Genomic DNA, 19,934 nt, shown 5'->3' on the forward strand with positions numbered 1-19,934 from the left:
GCTGCACTGGTACAACTACCACCGTCCCCACACCGGCATCAGCGGCCAGACACCCGCCAGCCGCGCCACCAACCTGCCCGGACAACACACCTAGGCGGTCCGTCCGCTCCGGGAGGTCTCCGGCGGGGCGTCGGCCGCGGCCCCGCCGGCCTGCGAGGTGTGCCGTCGGCTAGGCGAGCCAGCCCGTCATCTCGGTCTGGACGGCCGAGCCGTCCAGGTCGGCGAGCTTCATGCCGACGAAGGTGCGCGCCCAGTCGGAGGTCTGGATCCGGAACGGCATCTTCTCGGCGGTCAGCGCGTCGACGACCGGCGCCGCCGCCTGCTCCGGGGTCTGGGCGGTGTCGCTGCCGAAGGACTGCATGGCGTGGTTGATGTAGCCCTGCAGGGCCGGGGCGTACGGACCCGCCTGGGCGAGCAGCGCCGGGATGTCGAGCCCGACGTTGTTCACGAACTCGCTGGAGACGGCGCCCGGCTCGACGACGGACACCTGGACGCCCATGGTCGCGGCGACCGGGGCCAGGGACTCCATGAAGCCCTCGACGGCGAACTTGGCCGCGCAGTAGGACTCGTTGAACGGCTGGCCGACCACGCCGCCGACGCTGGTCACGGTGATGACCCGGCCGCCCGAGGCGCGCAGGTGCGGGAGTGCGGCGCGGGTCAGCTCGACGACGCCGAAGAAGTTGACCTCCATCACGGACCGGACCCGGTCCATGCCGTGCTGCTCGACGGTGCCCACGAAGCCGGCGCCCGCGTTGTTCACGACCGCGTCGAGGTGTCCGTGCTCGGCGACGACCTCGGCCACGCACGCGGCAACGGACTGCGCGTCGGTCACGTCGAGCCGCTTGACCTGGACGAGCTCGGCGACGCCGGCTTCGGCGGCGGCCTTGGTCAGGGCGTCGGCGCGGGTGGTGTCGCGCATGGTGGCGACGGTGTGCCAGCCGGCCCGGGCGGAGGCGACCGCGGCGGCCAGGCCGATACCGGAGGAGGTGCCGGTGATCAGGACGGTCTTGGCGGCGGTGCTGGTGCTCATGGAAGGCTCCCTAGATTTGTGCGTGCACACACACATTAACGATGTGTGCGTGTGCACGCAACCCGGTATCCTTCCCGTATGGCGCACACGAATCTCAACCTGGACGGTCTCACCCCCCGCGACCACGCCTTCTACGGTCTGGTCTGGGCCGGAACCACCCTCACCGCCCGGGTCGACCAGGCGCTCACGCGCCGGCACGACCTGCCGCTGTCGTGGTTCGAGGTCATGCTGTGGCTGAGCGTCCAGCAGGAGCCGGTCGCCCCTTCCGAGCTGGGCACCAGGACCCTGCTCAGCCGCAGCCAGGTCTCGCGCGTCGCCGATTCGCTCCGCGCCCGCGGCCTGGTCGAACGGGTCCCGTCCCCGACGGACGCCCGGTCCGTGGGCATCACCCTCACCGAGGCGGGCCGCCGCGCCTTCGCCGAGGCCGACGCCACCCGCCGCGAGGCCCTCGCCGAGGTCTTCGACGACCGCCTCGACGACGCGGACATAGCCGCGCTGGAGGCGGTCTGGGCCAAGCTCAAGGCCAAGTCCGAGGCGTAGCCGGCCCCGGCCCGGCCCCGGCCCGGCCCCACCGCCCGCTCTCCGCAAGGGCGTTGTCAGTGCTGGGTCGTAGCGTCGAAGGCGTGACGAAGCCGCCGAAGAAGCAGAACGCGCTGTCCCTCCTGGCAGACGACCCGCAAGGCCTCGCCCTGGGGCTGGAGTTGCCGCCGGGCACGCTGGTCGACCGGCCCCGGGGGCGGTCCCTGCTGCGGTCCGGCGCGCGCCGGGAGCCACTGCTGTGGGTCTCCGACGAGCCCGTCGGCGCCGGCGTGCTCGCCGCCTGCCGCTCCGGCCTGCACCGGACCGGCTCCGGCCTTCAGGCGGTGCTGCTCCAGGAGCGGCGCGGTCTGGAGGAGTGGTGGAACCGCGGCGAGCTGTGCCCCGGCTCGATGTCCGACCCCGACGACCACCACGTCGAGCCGGTGCTGCGCGAGTTCTGGGCCGGCGTCGTCCCCGACCCCGAGGAGGGGGAGGGCCCCGACGGCGCCGGGCTCACGGCCCCCTTCGGCCGCGACTGGCCGGGCCTCGCGGAACACCGGAGCCCGAGGGAGGACCCGGAGGCGGTCGCCCTCGCCCTCGCCGACGACCTGATCCGGGACGGGGTCCTGCCGGGCCCGCGGCTCGCGCTGGTCCCCGCCGCCCGGGCAGCCGACGTACCCACCGCGATGGGCTGGCGGGGGGCGGTGAACCACGAGGGCGACACGGCTCTGCTCACCGCCGTGATGCGCTCGTGGGAGGAGCGGTTCGGTGCCCGCCTCATAGCGCTCGGCTTCGACGAGGCCCACCTGTCCGTGGCCGCCCCGCTCCCGACGGCGGTCGCGGCGCTGCCGGTCGCCGCCGAGCACTTCGCCTTCTGCCCCGACAACGTGTGGCAGGGCTCGGGCAGCGTCCGCGCGTACGCCGACGAGGCCGTGACCGGCTCGGAGCACTGGGCGTTCTGGTGGGACTGAGGAGGGAGCGGGCGCTACGCGCGGGGGACGCGTACGACGCCCTCCTGGATGACGGTCACGGCGAGGCGCCCGTCCTGGGTCCAGATCCGGGCCTGCCCGAGCCCGCGCCCGGCCGCGGCCGAGGGGGACTCCTGGTCGTACAGCAGCCATTCGTCGGCGCGGAACGGCCGGTGGAACCACATCGCGTGGTCCAGCGAGGCGCCCACCACGTCACCGACCGCCCAGCCGCCCCGGCCGTGCGCGAGCAGCACCGAGTCGAGCAGGGTCATGTCCGAGACGTACGTGGCCAGGCAGGTGTGCAGGAGCGCGTCGTCGCTCTCCAGCTTCCCGGCCGTACGGAACCACACCTGCGAGCGCGGCTCGACCGGCCTGCCGACGCTGCCCCAGGGCGGGACGGTCGCGTACCGCAGGTCCACGGCGTCGCGCGCCTCGATCAGCCGCTCCACCGTGCCCGGGTCGCGGAAGGTCTCCCGGTACGCGGGCAGCGCCTCGGCGGCCGTCGGCAGGCTCTCCGGATCGGGCGCGTCCGGCATCGCGGCCTGGTGGTCCAGGCCCTCCTCGTACGTCTGGAAGGACGCGGAGAGGTGGAAGATCGGCTGGCCGTGCTGGACGGCGACGACCCGCCGGGTGGTGAAGGAGCGCCCGTCGCGGATCCGGTCCACCGCGTAGACGATCGGCGCGCCGGGATCCCCGGCACGCAGGAAGTACGAGTGCAGCGAGTGCGCGGTGCGCTCCTCGGGCACGGTCCGCCCGGCCGCGACCAGGGCCTGGGCCGCGACCTGGCCGCCGAAGACGCGCGGTACCAGCGCCGAACGGCTGGTACCGCGGAAGATGTTCTCCTCGATCTGCTCCAGGTCGAGCAGATCGAGGAGCGTCGTCAGTGCCTCGTTCATGGAGTGAAGGCCAGGGCCTTACAGCCCCATCGCCTTGGCGATGATGGACTTCATGATCTCGCTGGTGCCGCCGTAGATGCGGTTGACGCGGTTGTCGGCGTACAGGCGCGCGATCGGGTACTCGTTCATGTAGCCGTAGCCGCCGTGCAGCTGGAGGCAGCGGTCGATCACGCGGTGCGCGACCTCGGTGCAGAACAGCTTCGCGGAGGCGGCCTCGGCGGGGGTCAGCTCGCCGGCGTCCAGGGCCTCCAGGGCGCGGTCCGCGACGGCCTGGGCGGCGTCCACCTCGGCCTGGCAGGCGGCCAGCTCGAACTTGGTGTTCTGGAAGTGCGCGACCGGCTTGCCGAAGACGGTGCGGTCGGTGACGTACTGCTGGGCGAACCGGACGGCCGCGGCGGCCTGGGCGTACGCGCCGAACGCGATGCCCCAGCGCTCGGAGGCCAGGTTGTGGCCGAGGTAGTAGAAGCCCTTGCCCTCCTCGCCGAGCAGGTCCTCGACGGGGACCTTGACGTCGACGAACGCCAGCTCGGCGGTGTCGGAGGTCTTGAGGCCCAGCTTGTCGAGCTTGCGGCCGATGGAGTAGCCCTCGGACTTGGTGTCCACGGCGAAGAGGGAGATGCCGAAGCGGCGGTCGTCCTCGCTCGGGGCGGAGGTGCGGGCGCAGACGATCACGCGGTCGGCGTGCACGCCGCCGGTGATGAAGGTCTTGGAGCCGTTGAGGACGTAGTGCGTGCCGTCCTCGGAGAGCTTGGCGGTGGTCTTCATGCCCGCGACGTCGGAGCCGGTGCCCGGCTCGGTCATCGCGAGGGCCCACATCTCCTCACCGGAGACGAACTTCGGCAGGAAGCGCTTCTTCTGCTCGTCGTCGGCCAGCATCTTGATGTAGGGGAGCGCGAGCAGCACGTGCACGCCGGAGCCGCCGAAGTTCACGCCCGCGCGGGAGGTCTCCTCGTACAGGACGGCCTCGAACTTGTGGGTGTCCAGGCCCGCGCCGCCGAACTCCTCGGGGACGTTGATGCCGAAGACGCCCAGCTCGCCGAGCTTGTAGTAGAAGTCGCGCGGAGCCTGCCCGGCCGCGAACCACTCGTCGTAGACGGGGACGACCTCGGCCTCTATGAAGGCGCGGATGGTCTCGCGGAACGCTTCGTGGTCCTCGTTGAAAACGGTACGGCGCACAGCCGCCTCCTCGATCCTGTCGCCCGTCGCGCTGTCGCGCCGTGTCTAAGCGCTTGCTCAGACTATTAAGTTACCGGTGGGTCGGGTGGGCTGTCCAGAGTCGCGGAGGGGTACCGGGTGTGATGTCCGGCGCGGGCCGGCGGGGCGAGCCGCCGGCCCGCGCCGACTCTCACTTGCCGAGCATCTTGCCGGTCCACTGGCCGGCGGCGCCGTGCATCAGGGCCTCGTTGCTCAGGATCCGGGTGCCGGGCAGGGAGGCCATGCCGATGTCGCCGGCCGGCGCAGCGCCGTTGTGGGAGCCGACCGTGTTGTCGCGGCCGGCGTTGAACACGTCGTCGGCGGCGTTCTGGGTCAGGTCGCCGAAGACGATCGAGTAGGTGTTGTCGACCGGCGCGTACACGGTGAAGGTGTCGTCGGCGCAGGCGGCGGAGGCGCCGGCCAGGATGACGCCGCCGGCGGCGAGGGCGGTCAGGGCGAGGCGGATCGATCGCACGAGGGCACTGCCTTTCGAGGTGGGGGTGGGGGAGCAGTGCGAACGTAGGCCGCCGTGCGCCGCGAGACGGCGAGCCCGCCGCCGGAAGCCCCGAGTCCATCCGTACGGCGCAGCCGCCCCCGAGCCGGTCGGGTCACCGCGGACACGCGCTGGGCGCCGGTCCCGTCAGGGCTCCGGGGCCCGGGTCAGCGCGAACCACAGCTCCATCCGGGTGTCCGGGTCGTCGAGGTCGAGGCCGAGGAGGGCGGCGGCGCGGGCGATGCGCTGGCGGACGGTGTTGCGGTGCACGCCGAGGGCGGCGGCGCTGCGGTCCCAGCTGCCGTGGTGGGCCAGCCACGCGCGCAGGGTGTCCCGCAGGGCCGGGGAGAGCGGGCCGAGCAGGGCCTCGGCGTGGGCGCGGGCTTCGGCCGCGCCCACGAGCCCCGCGAGGCCGGGCTCGGTGTGCCGGGCCAGCGGGGTGCGGGCCGCCTCGGCGCGGTCCAGGGCCCGGCGGGCCTGCGCGTCGGCGGTGGGCAGGGCGTCGGGGCCGGCCGGGGCGCTGACCCCGAGCCGCCACCCGGGCTGCGGGGCGGGCTCCCGGTCGGTGAGGAGCCGTACGGCCGGGCCCTCCGGGTCCAGCAGTACGGTGCCCAGCGCGGCGGCCAGGGCCTGCGGATCGGCGCCGCCGCGGGCGTGGACGGCGTACCAGGGCCCCGGCCCGCCCAGCGCCCCCGCGGCGGAGCCGCCGAGCAGCAGCCGGGCCAGCGCGGCGGCCTCGGCCCCGGCCGGCCGCTCCGCGGTGATCAGGGTCAGCAGGACGGCGGCGATGGAGGCGATGGTGTGGTCGCCGGGAGCCCGGGCCGGGGTGGCCAGCGCCAGCACCCGGCCGCCGCCGACGGCGTAGACGGCGAGGTGCGTTCCGCCGGCGGCGTCGGTGGCGGTGGCCGCCGCTCCGCCCGCCACCCGCCGCGCCAGCACCCGTACGGCGCCGAGCACCTCCTCCCCGACCCCGGCCCCGGCGGCCCGTACGATCCCGGCCCCCGCGGTGTCGGGAGCCGCGGCCGGGCCGCTCGAGGGGGCCGGCCCCGCGGCTCCCGGCCCCGCGGCGGCGGAGGGGGTCAGGAGGGCGGCCCAGCCGCCCAGGCTCGCCGCCAGACGGGCCAGGACCGCCCCGACCGGGTCGGGGCGGGCGGCCGCCGCCGCGAGCGACTGCTGGACCTCGGCGACCCGGCGCAGCTCTCGGGTGCGGGCCTGCGCCATCAGCCGCCAGACGCTCCGGGCGACCGCCGTGAACGGGGTCGGCGGCGGGACCTCCACCAGCGGCAGCCCGTACCGCGCACAGGCCGCCGCCAGCGCCGCCGGCACCTCCTCGTGCACGGGCGCCACGCCGAAGCCGAGTGCGGCGGCACCCGCGGCGACGAGCCGGCTCACGTACCCGTCGGGGTCGGCCCCCAGCTCCGCGCCGGCGGTGAGCAGCAGCTCGCCGCCCAGCAGGTAGGGCGAGGGATCGGCCATCTCGGAGGCGTGCACCCCGTGTACGTCGGCCTCGGCGGGCCCCGCGAGGTGGCGCAGCCCCAGCTCCCGGTCGGCGAGCAGTGCGGCCAGGGGGACCGGTGGGGTGGGCGGGGCCTCCATGGATGCTCCGTACATATCAGAGACGGCTAATGGATGAAACGTACACTTCGCGCCCTCCGGGTGGCGGCTTACGCTCGAAGCACCGCACCAGCACCCCCGCAGGACCTCCGGAAGGGCACCCCTCATGAGCACGCAGCCGCGCGGCCCCGTCGACTCCTCCCGCATCCCGCGCTACGCGGGCCCCGCGACCTTCGCCCGGCTGCCCCGCCTCGACGAGGTCGGGTCGGCCGACGTCGCCGTCGTCGGCGTCCCGTTCGACTCCGGCGTCTCCTACCGCCCCGGCGCCCGCTTCGGCGGCAACGCCATCCGCGAGGCCTCCCGCCTGCTGCGCCCGTACAACCCGGCGCAGGACGCCTCCCCGTTCGCGCTCGCCCAGGTGGCGGACGCCGGCGACATCGCCGTGAACCCCTTCAACATCAACGAGGCCGTCGAGACGGTCGAGGCGGCCGCGGACGAGCTCCTCGGCGCCGGCTCCCGCCTGATGACCCTCGGCGGCGACCACACCATCGCCCTCCCGCTGCTCCGCTCCGTCGCGAAGAAGCACGGCCCGGTGGCGCTGCTGCACTTCGACGCCCACCTGGACACCTGGGACACGTACTTCGGCGCCGAGTACACCCACGGCACCCCGTTCCGCCGCGCCGTGGAGGAGGGCATCCTCGACACCGAGGCGCTCTCGCACGTCGGCACGCGCGGCCCGCTGTACGGCAAGCAGGACCTGGACGACGACGCCAAGATGGGCTTCGGCATCGTGACCTCGGCCGACGTCTACCGGCGCGGCGCCGACGAGGTCGCGGACCAGCTGCGCCAGCGCATCGGCGACCGCCCGCTGTACATCTCGATCGACATCGACGTGCTGGACCCGGCGCACGCGCCCGGCACCGGCACGCCGGAGGCGGGCGGCATGACCTCCCGCGAGCTGCTGGAGATCATCCGCGGTCTGTCCTCCTGCAACCTGGTCTCGGCGGACGTCGTCGAGGTCGCCCCGGCGTACGATCACGCCGAGATCACCTCGGTCGCGGCCTCCCACACCGCGTACGAGCTGACGACGATCATGAGCCGCCAGATCGCTGCCGCGAAGAAGGCGCAGTAGGAACCCGAAGGGCGAGTAAGCGCACGTGACGCACGACCACGACCTGGTACTCCGTCCCACCGAAGCCCAGACGGCGGCCGCGCTCGCGCCGCCGCCGGGGCGGACGGGCGGGGACCTGGTCGTGGAAACGCTGCGCGGCCTCGGCGCGACCACCGTCTTCGGTCTGCCGGGGCAGCACGCCCTCGGCCTCTTCGACGCGGTCGGCCGCTCCGACCTGCGCCTGATCGGGCTGCGTACGGAGAACAACGCGGGCTTCGCCGCCGACGCGTACGGCCGCATCACCGGCGAGGCGGTTCCCCTGCTGCTCTCGACCGGCCCGGGCGCTCTGATGGCCCTGCCGGCCCTGGCGGAGGCGGCCGCCGCCTCGGCCCCCGTCCTCGCCATCGCCTCGCAGGTCCCGGTGGCGGGGCTGGGCGGCGGCCGGCGCGGGCACCTGCACGAACTCCGGGACCAGTCGGCTTCGTTCCGCGACGTGGTGAAGTCCGTCCACACGGCCCGCACGCCCTCGCAGATCCCCTCCGTGATCGCGCAGGCCTGGGAATCGGCGCTGACGGCCCCGCACGGCCCGGTCTGGGTGGAGATCCCCGAGGACGTGCTGCGTACGCAGACGGTGATCCCCCAGGTCACCGGCGTGGACGCGACCCCGCACGAGCTCGCCCCGCGCCCCGAGCTCACCGCGCTCGCGGCGCACTGGCTGGGCCGGGCCTCCCGCCCCGTGATCATCGCGGGCGGCGGGGTGGTCCGCTCGGACGCGGCGGGCAAGCTGCGGCAGCTGGCGGAGCGGCTGAACGCCCCGGTGGTCACCACCTTCGGAGGCAAGGGCGCCTTCCCGTGGACCCACCCGCTGTCCCTCCAGTCCTGGCTGGAGGACCGCCACATGACGGACTTCCTGGAGGACGCGGACGTCCTCCTGGTGGTCGGCTCCGGCCTGGGCGAACTGTCGTCGAACTACCACACGTTCTTCCCGACGGGCCGGGTCGTCCAGATCGAGGCGGACCTCGGCAAGCTGGAGTCCAACCACGCGGCCCTCGGCATCCACGCGGACGCCCGCCTGGCCCTCCAGGCCCTCCTGGAGACGGTCCCGGAACGCCGGGACCCCCAGGCACCGGAACGCGTCCGCCTGCTCCTGTCGGAGATCGAGACCCGCCTGTCGGCGCAGGACGTGGCGCTGGAGCGCGGGCTCCTCACCTCGATCCGCGCGGCGCTGCCCGCCCGCTCCCCGTCCTTCTGGGACATGACGATCCTGTCGTACTGGGCCTGGTCGGCGTTCGACGCGAAGCACCCCAACACGATGCACTCGGCGCAGGGCGCCGGCGGCCTCGGCTACGCCTTCCCGGCGGCCCTCGGCGCCTGCGTCGCGGAACCGGACACCCCGGTCCTGGCGGTCTCGGGCGACGGCGGCGCGATGTACTCGATCGCGGACCTGGCGACCGCGAAGCAGCACGACCTCGACGTGACCTGGCTGATCGTGGACGACGGCGGCTACGGCATCCTGCGCGAGTACATGACGGACTCCTTCGAGGGCCGCACGACGGCCACCGAACTCACCCGCCCGGACTTCACGGCCCTGGCCGAGTCCTTCGGCGTCCCGGCGTCGACGACGTCCCCGGAAACCCTCCGCGAGGACCTGAAGAAGGCCCTGACCACCCCGGGCCCCACGGTCCTGGTCCTCCCGACCACCCTGAAGATGTTCGCCCCGACCCACCTGTAGGCCCATCCCGACCCGGCCCTGCACGGTTCATGTGCCGCCGCCGGGCACGGGAAAATCCGCCCAGACCGTCTTGCCGATGTCGTGGGCGCGCCGCTCCACGCCCCAGCGGGCGGCCACGGCGGCGACGACGGCGAGTCCTCGACCGTTCTCGTCGTCCGGCGGCCGGTGGGCCCGGGGCTCCAGATCCGTCCAGGGGCCGGCGTCGGCGACTTCGACGCGCAGGCACGCGCCGTCCCACAGAGCCCTCACCCCGATCTCGCGGCCGCGGGGTGCGCGGGCGTGCCGTACGGCGTTGGTGACGAGCTCCGACAGCGCCAGCTCGGCCGCCTCGGCGATCTGCGGGGCGACGCCCCAGGAGCGGGCCTGCGCCCGGAAGAAGGCGCGCGCCCAGCCGGGGGTGCGCGGGGTCCGGGGCAGGAGCCAGAAGGCTCCGTCGGCGGGGGCCACGTACATCACCTCACCTATCTAGATAGATTTCCAGTGAAGCGGCGGCCTGCGGGTCGGTCAAGGAGATGTCTAGATATGTCTTCCGGGTGCAGGGAGCCGATGAGCCGCAAGCGCTTCTTGACCTGTTCCGCGCCCTAGGCTGTCCGGAGGTGATCAGGAGGTTCGTATGCCAAGTGGCGCCGAAAAACGGCAGCCCAAGTACCAGCGCATCGCCACCGCGCTGAAGGAGGCCATAGCCGCAGGTCGGTATGGTCCAGGGGACCGGCTGCCCGGCGAGAGCGAACTGATGGGCACGTACGGAGTCGCCAGGATGACCGCCCGTCAGGCGTTCGCCGCCCTCCAGGTCGAAAGGCTGGTGGAGGCGCGCAAAGGCGCCGGAGTCTTCGTGCGCGAGTTCAAGGTCGGCCTGCGCCGCCGGGGGATCCAGCGCCTCTCCGTCGAGGTCTGGGGAGCTGGCGGCTCGATCTGGGCCGCGGACGGCCAGGGGCGCGATCCCCAAGTGGAGTTCCTTGGTGTGTCCGAGGAGCGTGCTCCGGCTGGCGTGGCCGCAACCCTGTGCCTTTCGGTGGGGGAGATCGTCCGTGTTCGCCGGAGGAGGTTCCTCCTCGACGGCAAGCCGGTCATGGCCGCGACCTCGTACCTTGACGCCGCCCTCACCGCCGGCACCGCCATCGCGGAGCCCGACTCCGGCCCCGGTGGCATCTACGCCCGGCTGGCGGACCTCGGCCGCAAGCCGGTGCGGTTCCGCGAGGAGGTCCGTTCCCGGATGCCCACTCCGGAGGAAGCCGACCGGCTCGGTCTCGTGCCCGGGACCCCGGTGGTGCTCGTATGCCGTACCGCCTTCACCGCCGACGGTCGCGCGGTCGAGGTCAACGAGATGACCCTCGACGCCTCCGCCTACGTACTGGAGTACGAGTTCGACGCCCGGTAGCCGGAGCGCGGGGGGCGTCACCCGCGTCACCCGGTGGGGTGAAGCCTGCGCGCGGGGGTCCGTACGCCGGTGCGATTGTTGCAGCGGGATGAAATCCGCCGGTCGGGGCGTTGGGGGAGCGGCAGGACTGGACGAACGGGGAGGACCACGTGGCGGCGGCAGCGACGGCAGCGGGCGAGAAACAAGGCTGGGCGAGGCGGCTGACCGCCTACACCTGGCGGTACCGGACCAATGTGCTGCTCGCCCTCGGCTCCTCACTGGCCGGCATGGCCGTCATGGCGCTCGTACCCCTGGTCACCAAGGTCATCATCGACGACGTCATCGGCGACCACACCAAGCCCATGGGCGTCTGGGCCGGGCTCCTCATAGGCGCCGCGGTCCTCGTGTACGTGCTGACCTACATACGCAGGTACTACGGCGGCCGCCTCGCGCTCGACGTCCAGCACGACCTGCGCACCGACATGTACGACACCATCGCCCGCCTCGACGGGCGCCGTCAGGACGAGCTGTCCACCGGCCAGGTCGTCGGGCGCGCCACCAGCGACCTCCAGCTGATCCAAGGGCTGCTCTTCATGCTGCCCATGACCATCGGGAACTTCCTCCTCTTCGGGATATCCCTCGGCATCATGCTGGCGCTGTCCCCGCAGCTGACCCTCGTCGCGCTGCTCATGGCCCCGGCCCTCTGGTTCATCGCCAAGCGCAGCCGCAAGAAGCTCTTCCCCGCCACCTGGTGGGCCCAGGGCCAGGCCGCCGCCGTCGCCACCGTCGTCGACGGGGCCGTGACCGGCGTCCGCGTCGTCAAGGGCTTCGGCCAGGAGGAGCAGGAGACCGGCAAGCTGCGCGACGCCGGGCGCCGGCTGTTCGCCGGCCGGATGCGGACCATCCGGCTCAACTCCCGCTACACCCCCGCCCTGCAGGCCGTACCCGCCCTCGGGCAGGTCGCCATGCTGGCCCTCGGCGGCTGGATGGCCACCCAGGGGCACATCACCCTCGGCACGTTCGTCGCCTTCTCCACCTACCTCGCCCAGCTCGTCGGCCCCGTCCGCATGCTCGCCATGGTCCTCACCGTCGGCCAGCAGGCCCGCGCCGGCGTCGAGCGCGTCTTCGAGCTCATCGACACCGAGCCCGCCATCGAAGAGGGCACCCGGGAGCTGCCCGCCGACGCCCCCGCCACCGTCGAGTTCGACGCGGTCGGCTTCGGGTACGACCCCGAGCGGCCCGTACTCGACGGGTTCTCGCTGTCCATCGCCGAAGGCGAGACCGTCGCGGTCGTCGGCGCCTCCGGCTCCGGCAAGTCCACCGTCTCCCTCCTCCTGCCCCGCTTCTACGACGCCGACCGCGGCACCGTCCGCGTCGGCGGGCACGACGTGCGCGAGCTGACGTACGACTCGCTGCGCGCCGCCATCGGGCTCGTGCCGGAGGACTCGTTCCTCTTCTCCGACACGATCCGCGCCAACATCGCGTACGGGCAGCCCGAGGCCACCGACGCGCAGATCGAGGCCGCCGCCCGCGCCGCCCAGGCCGAATCGTTCATCAAGGCCCTGCCCGCCGGGTACGAGACCAAGGTCGGCGAGCAGGGGCTCACCCTCTCCGGCGGCCAGCGCCAGCGCATCGCGCTCGCCCGGGCCATCCTCACCGACCCCCGGCTGCTCCTCCTCGACGACGCCACCTCCGCCGTCGACGCCCGCGTCGAGCACGAGATCCACGAGGCGCTGCGCACCGTCATGGCCGGCCGCACCACCCTCCTCATCGCCCACCGGCGCTCCACGCTCGCGCTGGCCGACCGGATCGCCGTACTCGACCGCGGGCGGCTCTCCGACATCGGCACGCACGAGGAACTGGAGCGCCGCTCGCCCCTGTACCGGCGGCTGCTCACCGACCCGGACGCGCTCGGCGCCGGCTCGCCGCGCACGCCCGACGCGCCCGCGATGGCCGAGTTCGAGCGGGACATCGACGGAAGGCTCGAACGGGACATCGAGCTCGAAGCCGAGATCGACTCCGAGCCGGTCAACGCCAAGCGGCGGGTCGTGGACGGGGTGACCCCCGAGCTCTGGCGCCGCCAGGAGGAGCAAGAGGAGGAAGAGGAAGCGGAGGCGGAGGCCGCCGGCCGGACCGCGGCGGCGACCGGCGCGCCCGGAACCGGTGTCCCCGGCGCCACCATGGCCGGCGCCGTGGCCGGCATGCCGGCCACGCCCGAGCTGCTCGCGCAGGTGGCCGCACTGCCGCCCGCCGACGACGAGCCCGCCGTGGACGAGGACCGGGCCGCGGCCGCCGAGGAGAGCTACAACCTGCGACGCCTGCTCCACGGCTTCTGGGCGCCGCTCGCCATCAGCCTCGCCCTCGTCGCCGTCGACGCCGGCTCCGGGCTGCTGCTCCCGATCCTGATCCGGCACGGCATCGACAAGGGCGTCGAACAGGCCGCCCTCGGCGCCGTCTGGGTGGCCGCCGTCCTCGCGCTCGGCGTCGTCGTGGCGCAGTGGGCCGCCCAGTTCGCCGAGACCCGGATGACCGGGCGCACCGGCGAGCGCGTCCTGTACGCCCTGCGCGTCAAGATCTTCGCCCAGCTCCAGCGCCTCGGCCTCGACTACTACGAGCGCGAGCTGACCGGCAAGATCATGACCCGGATGACCACCGACGTGGACGCCCTGTCCAGCTTCCTCCAGACCGGGCTCGTCACCGCCGTCGTCTCCGTCTTCACGTTCTTCGGCATCCTGGTCGCCCTGCTCGTCCTCGACGTCGAGCTCGCGCTGATCGTCTTCGCCACCCTCCCCGTGCTGGTCGTCGGCACGATCGTGTTCCGCCGCAAGTCGGTCGCCGCGTACGAGCTCGCCCGCGACCGGGTCAGCCTGGTCAACGCCGACCTCCAGGAGTCCGTCTCGGGGCTGCGCATCGTCCAGGCCTTCCGCCGCCAGCGGGCCGGCGCCGCCCGGTTCGCCGAGCGCAGCGACTCGTACCGCGAGGCCCGGGTGCGCGGCCAGTGGCTGATATCCGTCTACTTCCCCTTCGTGCAGCTGCTGTCCTCCGGGGCCGCGGCCGCCGTGCTGATCGTCGGCGCGGGCCGGGTCGAGGCCGGCACCCTCACCACCGGCGCGCTGGTGGCGTACCTGCTCTACATCGACCTGTTCTTCGCCCCCGTCCAGCAGCTCTCCCAGGTCTTCGACGGCTACCAGCAGGCCACCGTCTCGCTCGGCCGGATCCAGGGGCTGCTGCGCGAGCCCACCAGCACCCCCCGCCCGGCCGATCCGCGCGCGGTGGAGGAGCTGCGCGGCGAGATCGCGTTCGAGGACGTGCGGTTCGCTTACGGCACGGCCGAGGAGCGCGGCGAGAAGGGTGACGCGCTGGCCGGAATCAGCCTGCGCATACCCGCCGGCCAGACCGTCGCCTTCGTCGGCGAGACCGGCGCCGGCAAGTCCACGCTGGTCAAGCTCGTGGCCCGGTTCTACGACCCGACCTCGGGCCGGGTCACCGCCGACGGCGCCGATCTGCGGGAGCTCGACCTGACGGCGTACCGCCACCGGCTCGGGGTGGTCCCCCAGGAGCCGTACCTCTTCCCGGGGACGGTCCGCGACGCCATCGCCTACGGGCGGCCCGAGGCGGGTGACGCCGAGGTGGAGGCGGCCGCCCGCGCGGTCGGCGCCCACGACATGATCGCCACCCTCGACGGCGGCTACCTGCACACCGTCGCCGAGCGCGGCCGCAACCTCTCGGCCGGACAGCGCCAGCTGATCGCGCTGGCCCGCGCCGAACTCGTCGACCCGGACGTGCTGCTGCTCGACGAGGCCACCGCCGCGCTCGACCTGGCCACCGAGGCCCAGGTCAACCAGGCCACCGACCGGCTCGCCGGCAAGCGCACCACCCTCGTGGTGGCGCACCGGCTGACCACGGCCGCACGCGCAGACCGCGTCGTGGTCATGGACCGCGGCCGGGTCGTGGAGGACGGCACCCACGCCGAACTCGTGGCCCGCGGCGGTCACTACGCCGAGCTGTGGCGCACCTTCGTGGGCGAGGACGAACGCGCCGCCGCCTGACCCGCGCCGCCGCCCCGCACCATCCCGCAGACCCCCCGGATCTTGCTGCAAGCAACCTTCCGGGGGGTCTGCGCGTCGTACGTGCGTACGTGTCACGTACGACCGATCGGGGGACAGGGTGGAGCACGGACGGAAAGGGCGCGGCCGGGGGGCCGCGTCGGCGCGGGTGCTGGTGGCCGGGCTGATGCTGTGCGCGGGCGGGCTGCTCGCGGCGCCTCCGGTGCACGCCGCGACCGGCGGCTGCGGCGGTGACCTGGTCAGGACGCTGCCGCTGCAGGCGGGTGAGGTGCGCGTCTACAAGAGCCGTACGCGGGCCTGTGCGGTGACCGTCGCCAGCGATCCGGGCCGGCGCCGGGCGATGGCGGTGAGCATCCAGCCGCGCGGTGGGGTCCCGGTCCGCGATGCCGGGCAATTCACCCGTTATGCCGGACCTGTCACCGTCGGTGCGATCAGCCGCTGCGTGTATGTAAAGGGGAGCATCGAGGCCGGATCTGTCGATTCCGGCTGGATCCTGTGCTGAACGAGCGGCCCAACTAGGTCTGGTCAGCGGCGCGTTGGCCCCGCTAGGTTCACGGGCGACCGAAGTGAACTCAAGGGGAGGGTGAATGCGCAAGACGCTCGGCTGGCTGCTGTCACTCGTGGTGCTGATCGGCACCATGGGAACAGCCGGCTTCACGGCCCAGGCGGCCACCGCCGCAGGGCCGTCCGCCGCGACGGACATCAAGGACCAGATCCTCGGCATCGCGGGGATGAGTCTGATCGAGGAGAAGGAGTACCCCGGGTACCGCTTCTTCGTACTCAACTACGAGCAGCCGGTCGACCACCGGAACCCGTCGAAGGGCACCTTCAAGCAGCGCCTCACCCTGCTGCACAAGGACGTCTCCCGGCCCACGGTCTTCTTCACCTCCGGCTACAACGTCAACACCAGCCCGCGCCGCAGCGAGCCGACGACCATCGTCGACGGCAACCAGGTGTCGCTGGAGTACCGGTTCTTCACGCCCTCCCGGCCCGACCCGGCCAACTGGGCGAACCTGGACATCTGGCAGGCCGCCAGCGACCAGCACCGCATCTACACCGCCCTGAAGAAGGTCTACACGAAGAACTGGCTGGCCACGGGCGGCAGCAAGGGCGGTATGACGGCGACGTACTACGAGCGCTACTACCCGCGCGACATGGACGGCGTCGTCGCGTACGTCGCGCCGAACGACGTCGTCAACAAGGAGGACTCGGCGTACGACCGGTTCTTCGCCAAGGTCGGCACCAAGGAGTGCCGCGACAAGCTGAACGCGGTGCAGCGCGAGGCGCTCGTACGCCGTGAGCCGCTGGAGGCCAAGTACACGGCCGCCGCCGCCGAGAACGGCTGGACCTTCAACACGGTCGGCAGCCTCGACAAGGCCTACGAGGCCGTCGTGCTCGACTACGTGTGGGCGTTCTGGCAGTACAGCCTGCTGGCCGACTGCGCCTCGATCCCGGCCGCCGCGACCGCGAGCGACCAGGAGATCTGGGACTCGATCGACACGATCTCCGGCTTCTCGGCCTACGCCGACCAGGGCCTGGAGACGTACACGCCGTACTACTACCAGGCGGGTACGCAGCTCGGTTCGCCCGACATCAAGCAGCCGCACCTGGGGGGCCTGAGCCGCTACGGCTACCAGCCGCCGCGCAACTTCGTGCCCCGCGACATCCCGATGACCTTCCAGCCGGGGGTCATGGCGGACGTCGACAACTGGGTGAAGAACAACGCCAACCAGATGCTGTTCGTGTACGGGCAGAACGACCCGTGGGGTGCCGAACCGTTCCACCTCGGCTACACCGTCCGCGACAGCTACGTCATGATCGCGCCGGGCGCCAACCACGGGGCCAGCGTCTCCAAGCTCATGGACGGCGAGAAGGCACTGGCCACGCAGAAGATCCTGCAGTGGGCCGGGGTCGCGCCGACCGCCGCGCTCGCCGACGCGGGCCGGGCGACGCCGCTGGCGAAGCCCGACGCGGTGCTCGACCAGAAGGACCTGGAGCGCGAGCCGCAGCTTCGGCCGTAGCCCCGCCGCGGGGCCGCGGGCCCTCGTACGCGCTCAGTCGTACGAGAGCCCGTGGCCCAGCGGGTAGCGGCCCGGCACCGGGACCGGGAGCCGGCCCGCGGGCCGCACCGCCCCGGTGACCACCCGGGCCGCCGCCCGCATCTCCACGTCCGTCCAGGTGTAGGTCGCCAGCTCCGCCGCGCACGCGGGCAGCCGGGCGCAGTCGTACGGATTGCGGATCGCCACCAGGACCACCGGCACCCCGGTGGCCAGCAGCTCCGTGACGAGCGTGCGCTGCGGATCGTCCCCCTCGGGGACGTTGTACGTGCAGACCAGCACCGCCGCGTTGCCGGGAGCCGCGGCCACCGCCCGGGCGGGCGGCGCGGCCGTCGCCCGGCAGCCCAGGGCGGTCAGCTCCCGGGCCAGTACCGTCGTGGGGGGTCCTGTCGTACCGCTGGGGGAGGCGGGGTCGGTCCCGGTGACCAGCACCCGGGGCGCGGCCGCCGGGTCCAGCGGCAGCAGTTCGACGGGATTGGCCAGCAGGGTCGTCGTACCCGCCGCGATCTCGTCCGCGGCCGTCAGATGAGCCGGGATCCCCACCAGCGCGTCCGTCTGCCCGGCGGCGGTGTGCGCCGCGTCGAACAGGCCCCGGCGGGCCTTCAGTTCCAGGATCCGCAGCACCGACTCCTCGATCCGGGCCTGCGTCAGCTCGCCCGCCTCGACGGCCGCGAGCACGCTGCGGTGCGCGAGGCCCAGGTCCGGCGGGTTCAGCAGCTGGTCGCAGCCCGCTTTGAGGGCCAGTACCGGGACCCGGTCGTCCCCGTACTTCTGGCGCACCCCGGCCATGTCGAGGGCGTCGGTGACCACCACCCCCCGGAAGCCGAGGCGTTCGCGCAGGATGCCCGTCACGATCGGCCGGGAGAGCGTCGCCGGGTCCCCCGAGGGGTCGAGCGCGGGGAAGACGATGTGCGCCGTCATCACGGCGTCCACGCCGGCCTCCACCGCCGCCCGGAACGGCGGCTCGTCCAGCTCCTCCCACTGGGCCCGGCTGTGCCGCATCACCGGCAGCCCGACGTGACTGTCGGTCTCGGTGTCCCCGTGGCCCGGGAAGTGCTTCGCGGTGGCCGCGACCCCGGCGCCCTGGTAGCCGCGGACCTGGGCGGCGACCAGGGCCGCCACCGCCTGCGGGTCGGAGCCGAAGGACCGTACGCCGATCACCGGATTGGCCGGGTTGACGTTCACGTCGGCCACCGGCGCGTAGTCCTGCCGGATGCCCATCGCGGCCAGCTCGGCACCCGCGATGCGCGCGGCGCGCCGGGCCTCGGCGGTGGCCGCGGAGTCGGTGTCGGAGCCGGAGCCGGAGCCGGAGCCGGTGTCGGATCCGGCACCGGCGCCACCCGCGGCCGTGCCCGTACCGCCTGCCCCGCCCGTACCGCCTGCCCCGCCCACCCCGTGGCGCGCCCCCAGGGCCATCGCCCCCGGCAGCAGCGTCGCGGGCTTGCCGATGCGCGCCACGGCGCCGTGCTCCTGGTCCGTGGAGAGCAGCAGCGGGACGCCGGAACCGGTTCCGGCCGCCGCCCGCTGGAGGGCGGCGGACAGCTCCGCGATCTGCTGCGGGCCACGGGTGTTGTTGGCCCAGGCGAAGTAGATGATCCCGCCGAGGTGGTAGCGGGAGACGAGCTCCGCGGCCGTGCGCACCCCGAACAGCTTCAGGTTCTGCTCGGCGTCCGCCGGGTCCGGATCGGTCGCCGAGTGCCCGTACGCGCGCGATACGAAGAGCTGCCCGACCTTCTCGGCCAGGCTCATCCCGGCCACCAGCCGGCGAAGCCCGGCCCGGTCGGGGGCCCCGCCCGGCGGCCGGTCGCCGGGCCGGGCGTCGTCGGGGTGCGGCCCGGCGGGACGCGGCCCGCCGCCCTCGCCGTCCGGCCCGCCGACCGCGGCGTACGAGGCCACCCCGGCGGCCGTGACGGCGGCCAGGGCGGCCGCGGTGAGCAAGGACCTGCGGGACGCTTGGTACGACACGGCCGGACCCTACTGCCGCACCGCGCCCGCGCCGGGGCGGACACTCGGGAGGTCCCCCGGAAGGGGTGCCGCGTACGCCCAGTGCTCCTGCAGGGTCCGTACGGCCTCGGTGATCGCCGGCCGGCGGGCCGCCCCCGTCCGCCACACGGCGTACAGCCTGCGTACGGGGCCCGGTTCCAGCGGCACGGCCACCGCCCCCGGCGGCAGCGCCCCCGTGCCCAGCCGGGGTACGACCGCCACCCCGAGCCCGGCCGCGACCAGCGCGACGATGGTGTGGTTCTCCTCGGCCACGTGCGCGATGTCGGGCTCGAACCCGGCGGCGCGCAGCGTCCGCATCAGCCAGTCGTGGCAGACCCGGCCGGGCGGCTGGCAGACCCAGCGCTCGCCGCCGAGATCCGCCCGGCGGATGACCGCGCGCCGCGTGAACGGGTGGTCCTGCGGTACCACCAGGTCGCAGCGGTCGTCCCCGATGACCGCCTGCTCGATGCCCTCCGGGGCCGGCAGCGGGGCGATGTCCCAGTCGTGGGCCACCGCCAGGTCGGTGACCCCGCGGGCCACCAGGTCCACCGACAGGTGGGGGTCGACCTCGGTGAGGCGTACGTCCAGCGCGGGATGGCGGCGCGCGAGATCGGCGAGCACCCCGGGCATGAGCCCGCGCGCCGCCGAGGCGAAGGCGGCCACCCGCAGCAGCCCGCTCGGCTGCCCGCGGCGCTCCTCCAGGGTGGTCTCGGCGCGCTCCACGATGGACAGCAACTCCTGCGCGGTCTCGGCGAGATGCCGGGCCTCCTCGGTGAGCGCGACCCCGCGCCCGCGCCGTTCCAGCAGCGTGGTCCGGGTCTCCCGCTCCAGCTTGGCGATCTGCTGGGACACGGCGGAGGGGGTGTAGCCGAGGGCGGCCGCCGCGCCCGCGACCGAGCCGTGGACGGAGACGGCGTGCAGGGCGCGCAGCCGGGAGAGGTCGAGCATGCGGCCCATCGTAGGCACCGCCGGG

16 protein-coding genes are annotated in these 19,934 nt (G+C 73.6%); 8 read left to right on the forward strand and 8 right to left on the reverse strand.

The window, feature by feature from the left end:
- Window positions 1-169 precede the first annotated feature (169 nt).
- A complete protein-coding gene (locus ACFY1T_RS34595) occupies window positions 170-1,030 on the reverse strand; it encodes an SDR family NAD(P)-dependent oxidoreductase (protein ID WP_390791718.1) in 861 nt (286 codons plus the stop codon).
- Between the two features lie 78 nt (window positions 1,031-1,108).
- On the opposite strand from ACFY1T_RS34595, the gene ACFY1T_RS34600 reads away from it, so the two are divergent.
- Both ACFY1T_RS34600 and ACFY1T_RS34605 read left to right on the forward strand, forming a co-directional pair.
- The gene (locus ACFY1T_RS34600) at window positions 1,109-1,570 is read left to right on the forward strand and encodes a MarR family winged helix-turn-helix transcriptional regulator (RefSeq protein ID WP_030868513.1); all 462 of its coding nucleotides are present in this window, start codon (window positions 1,109-1,111) and stop codon (window positions 1,568-1,570) included.
- Window positions 1,571-1,653: 83 nt separating this feature from the next.
- Window positions 1,654-2,520, forward strand: coding sequence for a DUF4253 domain-containing protein (locus ACFY1T_RS34605; RefSeq protein ID WP_390791719.1), 867 nt, complete (start codon window positions 1,654-1,656; stop codon window positions 2,518-2,520).
- A 14-nt stretch (window positions 2,521-2,534) separates the two neighbouring features.
- Here the strand turns inward: ACFY1T_RS34605 and tesB are convergent, their stop codons facing one another.
- From tesB to ACFY1T_RS34625, 4 genes are all read right to left on the reverse strand, one after another.
- Window positions 2,535-3,413, reverse strand: a complete 879-nt coding sequence (tesB, locus tag ACFY1T_RS34610; RefSeq protein WP_390791720.1) for an acyl-CoA thioesterase II — start codon at window positions 3,411-3,413, stop codon at window positions 2,535-2,537.
- Window positions 3,414-3,431: 18 nt separating this feature from the next.
- Window positions 3,432-4,589, reverse strand: a complete 1,158-nt coding sequence (locus ACFY1T_RS34615) for an acyl-CoA dehydrogenase family protein (protein WP_030868521.1) — start codon at window positions 4,587-4,589, stop codon at window positions 3,432-3,434.
- A 169-nt stretch (window positions 4,590-4,758) separates the two neighbouring features.
- Window positions 4,759-5,082: a hypothetical protein gene (locus tag ACFY1T_RS34620; RefSeq protein WP_390791721.1), complete on the reverse strand. Its 324-nt coding sequence runs from the start codon at window positions 5,080-5,082 to the stop codon at window positions 4,759-4,761.
- 165 nt (window positions 5,083-5,247) lie between these two features.
- Window positions 5,248-6,696: a helix-turn-helix domain-containing protein gene (locus ACFY1T_RS34625; protein ID WP_390791722.1), complete on the reverse strand. Its 1,449-nt coding sequence runs from the start codon at window positions 6,694-6,696 to the stop codon at window positions 5,248-5,250.
- A 124-nt stretch (window positions 6,697-6,820) separates the two neighbouring features.
- Here ACFY1T_RS34625 and speB point away from each other — a divergent pair, with 124 nt between their 5' ends.
- Window positions 6,821-7,786, forward strand: coding sequence for an agmatinase (gene speB / locus ACFY1T_RS34630; protein WP_030868531.1), 966 nt, complete (start codon window positions 6,821-6,823; stop codon window positions 7,784-7,786).
- A 25-nt stretch (window positions 7,787-7,811) separates the two neighbouring features.
- Window positions 7,812-9,497 (forward strand): thiamine pyrophosphate-binding protein, encoded by a 1,686-nt coding sequence (locus ACFY1T_RS34635; RefSeq protein ID WP_390791723.1) that lies wholly within the window; start codon window positions 7,812-7,814, stop codon window positions 9,495-9,497.
- Window positions 9,498-9,524: 27 nt separating this feature from the next.
- Here ACFY1T_RS34635 and ACFY1T_RS34640 read toward each other — a convergent pair whose 3' ends face one another.
- Window positions 9,525-9,950, reverse strand: coding sequence for an ATP-binding protein (locus ACFY1T_RS34640; RefSeq protein WP_390791724.1), 426 nt, complete (start codon window positions 9,948-9,950; stop codon window positions 9,525-9,527).
- Window positions 9,951-10,110: 160 nt separating this feature from the next.
- On the opposite strand from ACFY1T_RS34640, the gene ACFY1T_RS34645 reads away from it, so the two are divergent.
- The 4 genes from ACFY1T_RS34645 to ACFY1T_RS34660 all read left to right on the forward strand — a co-directional run bounded on the left by ACFY1T_RS34645 (window position 10,111) and on the right by ACFY1T_RS34660 (window position 16,942).
- On the forward strand, window positions 10,111-10,875 hold the full coding sequence (locus ACFY1T_RS34645; protein WP_390791725.1) for a GntR family transcriptional regulator: 765 nt from the start codon (window positions 10,111-10,113) through the stop codon (window positions 10,873-10,875).
- A 149-nt stretch (window positions 10,876-11,024) separates the two neighbouring features.
- Entirely contained in the window at window positions 11,025-14,903 is a 3,879-nt protein-coding gene (locus tag ACFY1T_RS34650; protein ID WP_390791726.1) for an ABC transporter ATP-binding protein, read from the forward strand.
- Window positions 14,904-15,075: 172 nt separating this feature from the next.
- Window positions 15,076-15,423 (forward strand): hypothetical protein, encoded by a 348-nt coding sequence (locus ACFY1T_RS34655; RefSeq protein WP_390791727.1) that lies wholly within the window; start codon window positions 15,076-15,078, stop codon window positions 15,421-15,423.
- A gap of 85 nt (window positions 15,424-15,508) precedes the next feature.
- Window positions 15,509-16,942, forward strand: a complete 1,434-nt coding sequence (locus ACFY1T_RS34660) for a S28 family serine protease (RefSeq protein ID WP_390791728.1) — start codon at window positions 15,509-15,511, stop codon at window positions 16,940-16,942.
- 33 nt (window positions 16,943-16,975) lie between these two features.
- On the opposite strand, the gene ACFY1T_RS34665 is transcribed toward ACFY1T_RS34660, so the two are convergent.
- Window positions 16,976-18,943: a glycoside hydrolase family 3 protein gene (locus tag ACFY1T_RS34665; RefSeq protein WP_390791729.1), complete on the reverse strand. Its 1,968-nt coding sequence runs from the start codon at window positions 18,941-18,943 to the stop codon at window positions 16,976-16,978.
- Between the two features lie 9 nt (window positions 18,944-18,952).
- Window positions 18,953-19,909, reverse strand: coding sequence for a LysR substrate-binding domain-containing protein (locus ACFY1T_RS34670; protein ID WP_390791730.1), 957 nt, complete (start codon window positions 19,907-19,909; stop codon window positions 18,953-18,955).
- Window positions 19,910-19,934: the final 25 nt, after the last annotated feature.

Origin of the sequence: Streptomyces sp. NPDC001194, assembly GCF_042896985.1 — a bacterium.
Classification (GTDB): domain Bacteria; phylum Actinomycetota; class Actinomycetes; order Streptomycetales; family Streptomycetaceae; genus Streptomyces.

Bases quoted from the DNA above. Each gene is read 5' to 3' on its own strand.
- ACFY1T_RS34595 (WP_390791718.1), bottom strand. From the start codon at position 1,030: ATGAGCACCAGCACCGCCGCCAAGACCGTCCTGATCACCGGCACCTCC.
- ACFY1T_RS34600 (WP_030868513.1), top strand. From the start codon at position 1,109: ATGGCGCACACGAATCTCAACCTGGACGGTCTCACCCCCCGCGACCAC.
- tesB (WP_390791720.1), bottom strand. From the start codon at position 3,413: ATGAACGAGGCACTGACGACGCTCCTCGATCTGCTCGACCTGGAGCAG.
- ACFY1T_RS34625 (WP_390791722.1), bottom strand. From the start codon at position 6,696: ATGGAGGCCCCGCCCACCCCACCGGTCCCCCTGGCCGCACTGCTCGCC.
- speB (WP_030868531.1), top strand. From the start codon at position 6,821: ATGAGCACGCAGCCGCGCGGCCCCGTCGACTCCTCCCGCATCCCGCGC.
- ACFY1T_RS34640 (WP_390791724.1), bottom strand. From the start codon at position 9,950: ATGTACGTGGCCCCCGCCGACGGAGCCTTCTGGCTCCTGCCCCGGACC.
- ACFY1T_RS34645 (WP_390791725.1), top strand. From the start codon at position 10,111: ATGCCAAGTGGCGCCGAAAAACGGCAGCCCAAGTACCAGCGCATCGCC.
- ACFY1T_RS34660 (WP_390791728.1), top strand. From the start codon at position 15,509: ATGCGCAAGACGCTCGGCTGGCTGCTGTCACTCGTGGTGCTGATCGGC.
- ACFY1T_RS34670 (WP_390791730.1), bottom strand. From the start codon at position 19,909: ATGCTCGACCTCTCCCGGCTGCGCGCCCTGCACGCCGTCTCCGTCCAC.